This window comes from Bifidobacterium aemilianum, from assembly GCF_003315635.1.
Classification (GTDB): domain Bacteria; phylum Actinomycetota; class Actinomycetes; order Actinomycetales; family Bifidobacteriaceae; genus Bifidobacterium; species Bifidobacterium aemilianum.
Window position 1 is genome coordinate 1 of the sequence record NZ_PDCG01000007.1, and the last position, 12,403, is coordinate 12,403.

Genomic DNA, 12,403 nt, shown 5'->3' on the forward strand with positions numbered 1-12,403 from the left:
TTGCAGGTCTATCTGTCCTGCCCTTGATACCTCGATTGTCCAAGCCACTGTTAATCAAGAAACAACCTTTACCATTAACATCTTTCTGTTGCAGATCAATATCGCCGGTGGAAGACTCAAAGAGGTCACCCAATGCAAACTGTTTAAATATCAGCATTATCTTCACCCTTCAGCATTGTAGACACCTTCCAGGCGAGATAGTCAGCGACGTTCTTCTTGAAGTCATCTTCTGTCGGAGTGATGTCTATCTTCTTGTGCTGACCGAATGTCCAGTCGTCGCCTTTTAGCGAAATCGTATCCTTGATGACAAGACCGTTCGCCTCAGTGTAATAGTCGGTCTTTGGCTTCTTGCCAAGGCAAAGAGCCGTCAGTTCGTCATAACGTTCGATAGCATGATCCGTGTTTCTCAGGTTGACTTTTTGCGTTGATTTCTTACGATTTTGACGACTATACCCATCGTTGCTGAAATCGATGAACGTCACGACGTCATCCTCTTCATGTGGGCGGTTGACCTCGAACAGGTAGATTGCAGTCTGCACGGATGACTTGCCATTAAAAAGATCTGAGGGCATATGCACACTTGCAATCAGCGTATTCTTCTCCAGAATCCGCTTGGAATACACGTCCCCTTGTCCGCTTCCAGCGTTTTCCTGAATCAAAACGGCACCATATCCCGTATTCATACGGGATAATGCCTCTTGGACGAAAACAAGTCCTTTGCCCGGTGCCGAATAGGGTGGATTCAATAGAAAAACGTTCGCAGGAAAGTTATGGTTCTCAATGAATCGTGGAACTTCCTTATGCGAGTCGCCACAGATGATTTGCGACGAACCATCGCCCATGAGGATCATGTTTAGTACAGCAAGTAGGTAGATGTTTCCCAGAATCTCAATACCGAGCAGCTGGTTACGTTTGATGTTGTCGATCTTGTCATCCAACTCCTGAACATCTTTTATGCAAATCTTTGCATCTTCAATCATGAGTTCCATAGCCGACACCAGAAAACCTGACGATCCCATGCACGTATCCCAAACGAATGAGTCCCTGTCCGTCCTCGTGATTCGCGCCATCAGATTCGTCACGAAACGCGGAGTCAGCACGACATCGTTCCGCTTGTCGTTTTCAATAGATACCCAATCGGTCAAACTGTTTAGGATTTTACCTGTGAAATCCAGATGGACGCTGCCTTCCAACAGGGGCAGGATATCGGCTTTTATCTGTTTATATATAGATTTGATGGTGCTTTCGCCTTTCTCAGGCTTCCAAAGATCACGCTTCTCAAATACAGGCTTCAGATAGTCCAACACCATGTCAACTTTATCCCTCGAGCTATTCTTTTTGCGTAAGAAGGATTGTGTTCGGTTCAGAACGAGACTACCATCATTGTCGTAGTCGTCGTCGTTGCTATGAAAATCAGATATTTCAAGAGGTTTTACACCTTCTGTCGTCAATCCCGCCATAATGAGACCGCAGAAAAGGTATAGTTTTGCGTTAGTGCTTAGTAGAGTCTTTAGACTTGTGTCATCGTAGATTCTCTGATGGATATCTTTGATGCTTTGCTCCAGCAATTCCTCTTTATCTCGCTTGATTTTCTCTTTCTCCGAAGCCGTCAAAGACAACTCGTCGAGTTCGGCATAGAACGTGTCAATATTCGGTTCCTTCATCTGAGCGAAGTCGAAGCCAACCAGCTCTTTCGGAACCTCGTCGTTCTTCTTCGACACATAGTATGCCTTGATCTCCGGGTCCTGGACCCTACCATTCTCCATCGTCGTGCCGTTGATGCCGATGACGACCACCTCGCTGTACGTGCCTTCGTTCAAAATCGCGAGGCCATAGTGCAGAGCACCGTTCACAGCGAACTGTTGTACGGCGCGATTCGGGTTCTTGCCACTCGATACCAGTTCAATATCACCGTCAGAGGTCAATTTCTCCAGCTTATTCTTTGTCCCCTTGGCTTCTATCATCACAGGAATATCCCTACGTGCCCTGTTTTGCAGTAAAAGCTGAATATCTGGATAGTTCTTGCCTGAGCCACCTGATTTTGACTCTGCTTCCTTAAGCGCTTTGGTAATGGAGTCGTTGATTCCTTCTGTTTTGCCAAAATGTCGAATGCCGAAATCATCCAAAACTGCTTTGAAATGTTCTTCGACTTTCTCCTCGATGCTTGTCACGTATCCTCCCGGCTTCATTTGTCTATAATGGCAAAATACTCATGTACTCGCCGCGCTGTTTATGATATTCCCACCATCTGCTACCTACTTAACATCGAATGGCAGCCCTCGCTCCCACACCACGGCTTTGAAGGATATGGCGCTAACCCCAGAGGGCGACGGTCCGAGGTTTTCGAAGATTTGACTGGATTCTTCAGTTTGAACTCGGAATCTATGCACACGGTCGTGGTAGATATTCTCACCATGGTTACCTCCTTTGTTCGTTTAAACTGTACATTCCGAATATGATGTCACATAATTTCATAGGTATGCTGACATAATTACAATATGCTGGCGGACAAGTTGAGTTGTGATTGGGGCGAAATCATGCTGAACAATTTCACTCGAGCCAGAGCTGAATATCCAGTCAAAGCCATAGGAGGTGATTTTGCAGAGGGTCAGACCGGGTATCGGTCAACTAGGTAGACGAGCGGAAAAGCTTAAACACCCATCTCTTTGATATCAATTAATCTCGAAACCATACGGTTTAATACAAGACCGGAGATTTCAAGGGTGAGTCAACCGTTCCGAACCTTGAACTTCTGCGTTTGAATCACACCTGATGAAGATATGCTCAGCTCATGAAGAGCAATGTGGGCAGTCGATTCCCGATGAACAGGGACACGGACACAGGCACTGATACTGTGATAACCAGAACCGTTGAGAAGGCAACGGACACAGTCCGGCTCAATGGGACCGACCGTCCACGCCATGCTGTTCGTCTGCTCATGGTCAATGTGCCTTATTGGGGGCATATCAATCCGACGCTGGGGTCGGTAAGGACGCTGGTGGAGGCGGGGTTCGAGGTTACCTATATCTGCGATTCGCGATGGAGACGCGAGATCGAGGAGACGGGTGCGACCTTTGTCCCTTATGACAACTACCCGGAGCACCCCACGAAAACGCAGAGCACGGTGGAGGTCTTCTTCGCGGCTCCTCGCACCCTGCTACGGCTGGGAGAAAGCGGAGACTATGCGGCGCTTCTCTATGAGGGTGGCATCTTCGCCTATGGCAAGTGTCTGGCAGACCGCCTAGGCATCCCCACCATCCGCTTCTACTCAACCTTCGCCTATAACCGGGACATCTTCAGGAGGATGTCGGGCTCCGGCGGCCTTCATGTCAGCGGTCTCATGGGCAGCGACCTGCTGCTGAAACCCCTGTCACGGCTCATGCAGAAGCGAGGGCTAATACAAAACGACAACCTCATCACTAAGATGACCGAGAACCATCCGACCCTGACCTACGTCTACACTTCGCGGTCCTTCCAGATTGATGGCGACAGCTTTCCAGCAGACAAGTTCAAGTTCATAGGGCCATCCCTCGACGGGCGTGGATGTGAGAATCTGGCGGACCTTCGATCAGATGGCACTCAGGCTGACGGCAGGAAACCTACAGAACAGTCATACAACGAACCTACCAGAGTTGACAACACAGGCTCCCCTCATACTGCTCCCGCCAAAACGACGGCTACTGACGCATCGACCGTCATAATTACTACGCCCGACCAGGACAGGCACGAGACAAATCCAGCCAACACTGCCAGCACACATCCACAACCACCACAACAGTCGCAGCAACCACAGCTCATATATGCCTCGTTGGGCACGCTTTTCAGCACGTTTCTCCTCTTCTACCGTTCCTGCATCGCGGCCGTCGCCAACCAGCCGGTCCGACTGGTCATGTCGGTGGGACGTCATTTCGACAGGGCCAAGCTTGGCACCCTGCCAGCCAATGTTCAGGTCTTTGATTCGGTCGACCAGATAGCCGTGCTCAAAGAGGCCGCCCTCTTCATCACCCATGGCGGCATGAACAGCGTCAATGAAGCCCTCTACTACCAGGTCCCCATGCTGGTGGTCCCCATGGCCGACGACCAGCCCACTGTCGCCGCCCGCGTCCAGGAGCTGGAACTGGGCCAGGTCCTCCCCAAGCCCCTAGAGCAATCAGTCAGGCAGCCCGTCAACTGCTGCATTCCACCGAAATTCACCAGAACCTTAAGCAGATGAGCCTAGATCTACATAAGGCCGGAGGCAATCAACAGCTGGTTGATGACCTTATAAAACTTTTATCCATCTCCGATTGATTGCTACCAACATGCAGAAACGAAAACATCGGAATTGTCCTGCTTGCTATTCATTCTTGCTATTCACTACGGGCCTACTTCTTCAAGAGATACAAGACATGGGCCGGTCCTTCTTGCTATTAATGCAAGAAACGGAAACCGGCCCATGTGTGTACACCCGGCGGAATCAGTCTCATATGGCCTGCCGCTGGATGCAGCTATTTCATCTACCTCACCCGGCTCAGTGTTCCCTGCAGTATCCCCAAGACATCGTCGGCGCGGTCGGTGACGGATTGGGAGTGGGTGACTACGATCACACACTTGCCCTCGTCGTGGGCCAGGCGGGCCAGGATGTCCATGATGGTCTTGCGGGTGTCGCGGTCCAGGTTGCCGGTGGGCTCGTCGGCGATGATCACGTCGGGGTTGTGGGCCAGGACGCGGGCGATACCGACGCGCTGCTGCTCGCCGCCGGACAGCTGCAGGACCTTGCGGTTGGCGGTCTCCCGGTCGATGCCGATTCGCTCCAGCAACTCCAGGGCGGTCTGCTTCTTATTGCCGCCCTTGACACCGCTGATGTTCATGGAGAGGACGATGTTCTCCAGGGCAGTCGCGTTGGTCAGCAGGTTGTAGCCCTGAAAAATGGTGCCGACGCTATGGGCCCGGTAGTTGTCGCGGTCCAGCTTGCCCACGTTCTGCCCCCGGTAGAGCACCTCGCCACCGGTGGCCGTGTCCAGGCCGGAGATCAACGAGAGCAGGGTGGTCTTGCCGGCGCCGGACTTGCCGATGATGGTGTAGAGCCTGCCGGGCTCGAAGGCGCCGTGATGTCCTTGAGCACGGCCCGCTGGTTCTTGCTGTAGCGGTAGGAGACCTGCTTGAGGGACAGCACGCTCTCCCCCGGCTCCGCGACCCTCACGGCCGTCTTGGTTGGCACGCTGGCCGAGGTCTTCGCATTGGGTTGATTGGGCTCAGTGGGTTCATTGCTTTGCTTATATTCGTTACTCCTCGTTTGCTCCTATGGCGGTAAAAGCGGTACAAGGGGACGTGGAAATGAAGGAACTGATGGAACTGATGACCATATCTCAGTTTCCTTGGGCCAGTATCCGTCGCGGTTCCATGCGGGTTATATAGGTGACGCTCACTGCGGAGGCCAGCACCACGATGTCCAGGGAGATACCCACGATCTGCCCCAGGGACTTGCCGTCCATCCGGGCCGCGATCTTGGTGGGCTTGACGTCCTTGGGCGCATCGCTCTGGCCGGGCAATCCCTGGAAGACGACACCGCCCTCAGGCCCTTCCTCGGAGTCCTTCTGCTGCTGCTCGTAGGAGGTCTGCTGCCCCTGCAGCATGGATTCGGCCACGGGTTGTGTGGCGGCGTAGCCCACGCCCAGTCCGGCCAGCAGGCAGACGGCCACCATGACCAGGACCTCGGAGATGAGCCCTGCGGAGACCTTGCCCTTCTTCATGCCTATCGCACGCAGCACACCAATCTCGTAGGTCCGCGAGCGCATGTTCATCAGCGATACGAACAGCAGCACCACGGCCCCCAGCACAATCACCAAGACCAAGAACACGGTGGCCAGCTTCTGCAGGCTTTCGACGGGTGCGGTCAGCTTTTTGTAGGCGGAGGCATCGGTGGTGACCTTGTAGTCCTTGGGCAGCCCCTTGGCTGTCAGTTCCGTGTGGAAGGCGTACAGGTCCTTGGGGTTCTTGAGGTAGAACTGGGCGTCCACGTAGCCTGAGTTGTTGAAGAGGGGGTTGACAGGGCCGCGTCCTGTGAGGTCAGTATTTCGTGTTGTTGCGGTTCATGAAGGGGTCTTTGAAGGGCATCTTGGCCTGCCCCTCCATGGTGGAGTCGGAGTAGATGCCGGAGATGGTGAATTCAGCCGAGGCCCCCTCGATCAAGCCCAGGAGGTTGTTCTTGTCTCCTATTTTGAGGTTGTTGAGCTTGGCCAGCTGCTGGCTGATGAGGCATTCCTTATTGCCGGGCGCATAGACCTTGCCTTCTACAATCTTGCGCTTGCCGGAGCTGAAGTCTTCGCTGATGTTGGCCGAGTCGTAGCCGAGCAGGGAGGTCTTGGGCATGTTTGCCGGGCCGGAGGCCTGCCCTTCGCCCTCGGGTCCGCCGCCCATCATCTGGATATGGGTCTGCGCCTTGGTCTTCTCGTCCATCTCATCGATCATGGTGAGCTTGTCGGGCAGGATGGATGCCTTGGCCGTGTAGTCGGCCTTCTGCAGGAGATCGGACTGGCCGAACTCGATCATCTGCTCGTTGGAGGGCGGGGCCGAGGGCTTGGCGTTCATGCCGCCGCTCATGTCTGGCGTCAGGGTCACCTTGGACCCGAACTGCTGCTGGTAGCCGTCGATCAGGCTGCCGGATGCGTTGCGCACCAGTACCCCATGGTGCATATGGCGATGATGGCGAAGAGTATGTTCATGCCCTTGTTTCTCCATAGGTTCTTGAGAGCGTTGCTGAATATATACATTCGCGCCCCTTCCCGTGTAGTCGTGTGTACGCCGTCGTATGTTGACGAATCGAATCTATCAGTCACAGTCCGAACATCTCGGGAGAATTGGCTGGATGTTGGCTAGAAAGTTCATAGAGCTTCCTAACCGTTTTCTGAATACGAGTGGCTCAGCCCAGGAGGGAGAGGAGGTCATCCTTGCTGAGGCTGGCTACGACGGCTCCTGATGCTGAGGCAGCGTCGACAAAGCGGGCGGCCAGGTCGGTCTTGGTCTGCTGGAGTTTCAGGATCCTTTCCTCGATGGTGTCCTTGGCGACGATCTGGTAGACGTTGACGTCCTGGGTCTGGCCTATCCGGTGGGCCCGGTCGTTGGCCTGCTCCTGGGCCGCGGCGTTCCACCAGGGGTCGGCGTGGACGACCACACAGGCGCCGGTCAGGTTCAGACCGGTGTTGCCGGCCTTGAGGGAGATCAGGAAGACAGGGGTGTCGTCACGGTTGAAGCGGTCGACCAACTCCAGGCGCTTGCGCTTGGGGGTCGCGCCGGTGATCATGTCATAGGCCACGCCCTTGCCGCGCAGACGCTCGGCGATCAGGTCAAGATACGACGTGAACTGGGAGAAGATCAGCATCTTGCGCCCGGCATCCCGGCAGGAGTCAACCAGTTCCTCGATGGCGTCCAACTTGGCGGAGGAGCCGCTCCTACCGGCCTTGGCTCCACTGGCCTTCGAGCTGACACCTGACTGGCCCCGACCGCCCCCACCGGAATCACCAGCCCCTGCGGAACCGATGACATCCCCAAGTTCCAGCGGCCCTTGGCCTTCCTGGTCTCCACCAAGCAGGTCACTGGCACCGGCCTCCAGCAGCCTGGCCTCACCCAGTTCGCCTGGGGGCAGCGATGCCGCGACTGGCTGAACACCTGCAGAGGCGTTGGCGGATGGGGTCTGGTCTCGGTTGGGCTGCCCGGCAAACAGGGCCTCTCGATCGAAGCCCTCGCTCCTCTCCCCCGCATTGGCATAGAGCAGCCTGGGGTCACAGCAGACCTGACGGAGCTTGGTCAGCTGGGCCAGGATCTGAATCTTGCCCATCTTGAACTCGATGTCCCGCTGTTTGGTCAGGCTGGCCCTCATCTGGCTCTCCAGGGCTGCGTAGAGCCGCCGCTGCTGACCCTCCAGCTGAACGGTTATAACGTTCTCAATCTTCTCAGGCAGGTCCTTGAGCACATCGGCCTTGAGCCTGCGCAGGATGAAGGGCCCCACAAAGGCCTGAAGCTTGCTCTGGGCCGTCGGATCCCCACTGAGGATGGGCTGTTCAAAGCGCTCGCGGAAGTGGGCGTAGGAACCCAGCATACCCGGCATGAGGAAGTCGAAGATGGACCAGAGCTCCGACAGGCGGTTCTCTATCGGCGTGCCGGTCAGGGCGAAGCGGTGGTGGGAGGTGACCCTGCGGACAGCCCTGGCGGACTTGGTCGCATGGTTCTTGATGTACTGGGCCTCATCCAGGGCCATGCAGTAGACCTCAAGACCCCTATAGTCATCGATGTCACGGCGGAGCAGGTCGTAGGAGGTGATGAGCAGGTCGTAGGCGGAAGACTGCTGCCCCTTGGCCCCCTCCAGTACAGAGCGACGGTCGGCCTTGCTGCCTGCCACGACCCCCACGCGCAGGTCGGGAACGAACTTGCCGCATTCCGCCTGCCAGTTGTAAACCAGTGAGGCCGGGCAGACGATGAGGCTGGGTCCGACCTTGCGGGAGTCCGGCAGGCGTGACTCCAAGAACGACAGGAGCTGGACGGTCTTGCCCAGGCCCATCTCGTCGGCCAGGATGCCACCGAATCCCTTGTCACAGATGGTGTTGAGCCAGCGGAAGCCCTCGGCCTGGTAGGGGCGCAGGACTGTGCTCAGGGCCTCCGGGACCTGGTAGCACTTGGGGTCCACCACCCTGAGGTCATGCACATAGCTGTTGAAGGACCGGTCCTTGTAGGCCGGGTCCACCTGACTGTCCAGATAGTAGGCACCATAGGCCGGGACCTGTAGGCTGCCGGTCTCAAGGGCATCGGGCTTGAGCCCCAGGTCGGCCACCAGCTCATCGACCTGGCTGGTGTCCAACTGCTTGAGGTCAACGAATGCCCCGGAACTCAACCGGTGGAAACGCTGCTTCTTCCGGTAGCTCTTAAGCAGGTCGGGCACATCCTTGGGGTCGATCTCGTCGGCTATGGCAGAGACCTCGACCAGGCCGGATACAACCGACAGCCCCAACCTGACGGTGGGATGGGATACGACGGTGAGCCCGTCGAATCCTTGGGTGGAGAAGACCTGCCCCAGGCCCCGGAAGACCGGCAGACCCTCGGTGAGCAGCTTGTAGATGGCCTTGTCGTCCTCCTCCGACAGCCAGGCCATATGGCCGTCCTTGGGCCGCGGAAAGTAGTGACGCACCGCCTCCATGGCCAGATTCTCAGTGTCACGGTCGCGGCTGACTGGGTCACCGGGGTCGATGCCGTCGAAGACATGGAAGCGACGGTCACCGTACCTGGCTTGGAGGTCGCAGCTGATACCCCGCCGGTTGCGGTCCAGGTAGATCTCGATGAGGCAGGGGTCCTGCTTCATCGCTCTGAGCTCGGGCGGCAGCTTGACCCGTTGGGCCAGACCCACTGAACCATCGGCCGAATCGCCAGTCCCATTGCCCTTGTCCACCATCTGGCCAGATTGTTCGGCGGCGGATTCCATGGCCACCAATGTGGGCAGGATGGTCTTGGAGAAGACCTCCAGGTCCTGGCCATCCAGGTAGAGGTCCCGCTCCTGGTCGCCCTTGCAGAGCAGGGAGAGGAGCTTGCCCTGGGCCGCGAACTCCTGGGAGCAGCGGTGGATGATCGGATTGTTGGTACTATCCAGCAGGTTGCCGCCGCTGGGGCGGACCAGCACAAAGGAGGACTGACGGCCCGCTATGAGGCCTTCGATGGTCAGGGCATGGCTGATGTAGTAGCCGGGTTGTACCGGCCGGCCGGGCCGTGCGGGTTCCTTGGCGGCCTCCGTATCCTCCTCGATCGCCAGGCCCAGGTCGGGATCGCCGTCCACCACGCGGACGGGAACTGGCTGTGTGGAGTACTGGCCGGGCGACAGGTAGTCCACAGTCCGGCTGGCGTCCACAAAGTGGTCCAGTATCTGGCTCACCTCATCCTGGGACAGGGAGATCGCCCCCTTCTCCGCCTTGGTCCGGCGGTAGCCACTGTAGGAGTCGGAGCTCTGCCTGATTTCCATAGCCCGGTCGATGATGTCCAGCAGACTTCGTGACACCGGATCGAAGGTGTCCGCCGAGTGGACAAAGGCCAGCTTCTTGCCGTAGGAGACATAGCTGCGCCGACGGACGGCCTGAGTCAGTTGCGCCAGATCCTTGACCACGTAGGATACGCCTCGGCTGGGCACCGTAATGCGCAGGCGCAGGAACCAGGAGTGAATGCCCGCCTCAAGGCTGGGCCGCAGACTGACCGACCCAATGGGCATGTGGCGTGTGGCCATGATGCCGTCGCCGTTGTGCTCGGCCTCTGCCCGATTATCAACCTCCTTGAGCAGCTCCAATTCGCGGTTCCTGCGCTGCTGGCGACGCTCGTCCTCCTCCTGGCGCATGAAGGCCCGGAGGGTGGAGGAGGTCTGCTTGACCGGTTGGCCCAGCCGACCCAGCCCCCCGGCAAAACCAGCCCCCCGGCCAGCAGCAGGGCCGTTGACTCCGTCAGTTTCGAAGTTTTCGGAGGACTCGTTGTAGCATAGTATCAGCGCCACCACATGCTTACAGATGGCCCCATAGCGTCCGAATGCCGGACAGTTGCAGGAGGAGTCGGTGATGTCCCGGGTCTGCAGTCCGACCTTGACCCAGACCTCATAGTCCTCGGCAAACTCGTAGACATTGCGGACCTGGCCCCGTAGAGTGAGCTGGTCACCATCGTCGATTGCGCTCAGATTGTGGAGCCGGTGGCCGGAGACCACCTCGTAGGCCCGATAGTAGGATTTGCCCGCCCGCTGACGCAGTCGCGCATCGGAGACGATGGCACGCTGTCCGAAGGCGACAGCCAGCTCATTCTCATCATCATCGGCATGGAAGCCATAGCCCCCGGCGTCACCCGTGCGTGCCCCATAGACCGATGTATGCCAATCCACTCTGCCGCAATCCCCTCTCGTCCTATATGCAAACACCCCGCCGCCCTGGACCGACGACCTTCTCCTGATTCGCCCATCACCGGCATTCGCCAAGCTACCTGCGGCCCAGTAGGGCAACTCACCCAGTTTAGTCCATGCCAGGGTATCGGCCAAGAGAATATTGAATCGCCCTGTTCGCTGCGGACTAAGGCTGCCGGAGCGGGCAGATGCCAGGACGCTGGGGCGGAGCGGGCAAAGGACACCCTCAAAGTTCCGGCACCGCTCCCCCACATGCGGCCACACCATCAGTTCGCACCCGACGAATCCGCCTCCAGTCAGCATGTGAATCCTCTCTTGGCTGAGTGGACGGAGCCGTGCCATACTGGCAACACCAGGATGGCGAACATAGGGGAAGACCCACAATCGCCGCAGACCATCACCACAGCAGCCACGGGGGGCAGCATGACAGGCACAGACCATCAGCCAGGGCAAGAGGACCGCAATCAAGCCGTCGGGCAGGACCCGACAGCGGGGCAGGCCAGTTCAGCCAAGAGCCAGACAGCCTATATGGCCGGCGGCTGCTTCTGGGGTCTGGAACGCTACATGCAGGGCATGGATGGGGTACTGGACACCCAGGTGGGCTACGCCCAGTCCAAGCTGGCCAGGCCCTCCTACGAGCAGGTATGTTCCGGTGAGACCGATGCGGCTGAGACCGTCAAGGTCACCTTCGATCCGGAACGGCTCAGCCTGCGGTCCCTGGCCCTGCTCTTCCTTGATGTGATCGACCCCTTCTCTCTGAATCAGCAGGGCAATGACGTCGGTCGCCAATACCGGTCCGGCATGTTCTTCACCGATGGGCCCCAGGAGGCCTGCTACCGACAAGCCGTCAAAGAGCTGGCTGGGCTGACCCGGCGTGAACCCGTGGTGGCCGTGGAGGCCCTCGAGAACTTCTACCCAGCCGAGGACGACCATCAGGACTACCTGAACAAGAACCCGGGCGGCTACTGCCATATCTCCCTGCCCAAGATCCTCAATGTCGGCAAGCGACAGCAAGTCATCGAACGTGTCTGGCAGCTGACCCCAGAACAGTACGCGGTCACCCAGCAGGCGGCGACCGAGCGCCCCTTTGACAACGTCTACGACCAGACATTTGAACCCGGCATATACGTGGACATCGTCAGCGGCACCCCCCTCTTCCGTTCGACCGACAAGTTCGATGCCGGTTGTGGCTGGCCCGCCTTCTCCAAGCCCATCGACCCTGACCTGGTCAAGGGCTATCAGGACAAGAGCCTGCCGGGCAGACCACGGGTCGAGATCCGGTCAGCCCAGTCAGGCATCCACCTGGGTCATGTCTTTGAAGATGGCCCAGCAGACCTGGGCGGCCTTCGATACTGCATGAATTCCGCCTCCTTGCGCTTCGTTCCCAAGGACCGGATGGAGGCCGAGGGATATGGGGATCTGCTGAGCTCGTTGGATGAGCGCGCTTGAGCCAAGCACCCAGACATAGCTCCGTGACCGCCCCTTCAGCAGGTCGAGCATCATAGAAAC

Annotated in this window: 7 protein-coding genes; 2 read left to right on the plus strand and 5 right to left on the minus strand. The window is 57.6% G+C overall.

Annotated features, from left to right (window positions below; all coding sequences use genetic code 11):
- Positions 1–143: 143 nt before the first annotated feature.
- Positions 144–2,171: an HsdM family class I SAM-dependent methyltransferase gene (locus CRD60_RS06920; protein WP_113860612.1), complete on the minus strand. Its 2,028-nt coding sequence runs from the start codon at positions 2,169–2,171 to the stop codon at positions 144–146.
- Between the two features lie 827 nt (positions 2,172–2,998).
- Between CRD60_RS06920 and CRD60_RS06930 the strand changes: the two genes are divergently transcribed.
- Entirely contained in the window at positions 2,999–4,213 is a 1,215-nt protein-coding gene (locus CRD60_RS06930; RefSeq protein ID WP_161522207.1) for a nucleotide disphospho-sugar-binding domain-containing protein, read from the plus strand.
- Between the two features lie 283 nt (positions 4,214–4,496).
- On the opposite strand, the gene CRD60_RS06935 is transcribed toward CRD60_RS06930, so the two are convergent.
- The 4 genes from CRD60_RS06935 to CRD60_RS06950 form a co-directional block, all read right to left on the minus strand.
- Entirely contained in the window at positions 4,497–5,057 is a 561-nt protein-coding gene (locus CRD60_RS06935) for an ABC transporter ATP-binding protein (protein WP_330848985.1), read from the minus strand.
- Between the two features lie 291 nt (positions 5,058–5,348).
- A complete protein-coding gene (locus tag CRD60_RS06940; protein ID WP_113860566.1) occupies positions 5,349–5,999 on the minus strand; it encodes an ABC transporter permease in 651 nt (216 codons plus the stop codon).
- 49 nt (positions 6,000–6,048) lie between these two features.
- On the minus strand, positions 6,049–6,657 hold the full coding sequence (locus tag CRD60_RS06945; RefSeq protein WP_127975665.1) for a hypothetical protein: 609 nt from the start codon (positions 6,655–6,657) through the stop codon (positions 6,049–6,051).
- A 244-nt stretch (positions 6,658–6,901) separates the two neighbouring features.
- Positions 6,902–10,876, minus strand: a complete 3,975-nt coding sequence (locus tag CRD60_RS06950; protein ID WP_161522208.1) for a DEAD/DEAH box helicase — start codon at positions 10,874–10,876, stop codon at positions 6,902–6,904.
- A 546-nt stretch (positions 10,877–11,422) separates the two neighbouring features.
- On the opposite strand from CRD60_RS06950, the gene msrB reads away from it, so the two are divergent.
- Entirely contained in the window at positions 11,423–12,343 is a 921-nt protein-coding gene (msrB, locus tag CRD60_RS06955; RefSeq protein ID WP_236630902.1) for a peptide-methionine (R)-S-oxide reductase MsrB, read from the plus strand.
- Positions 12,344–12,403: the final 60 nt, after the last annotated feature.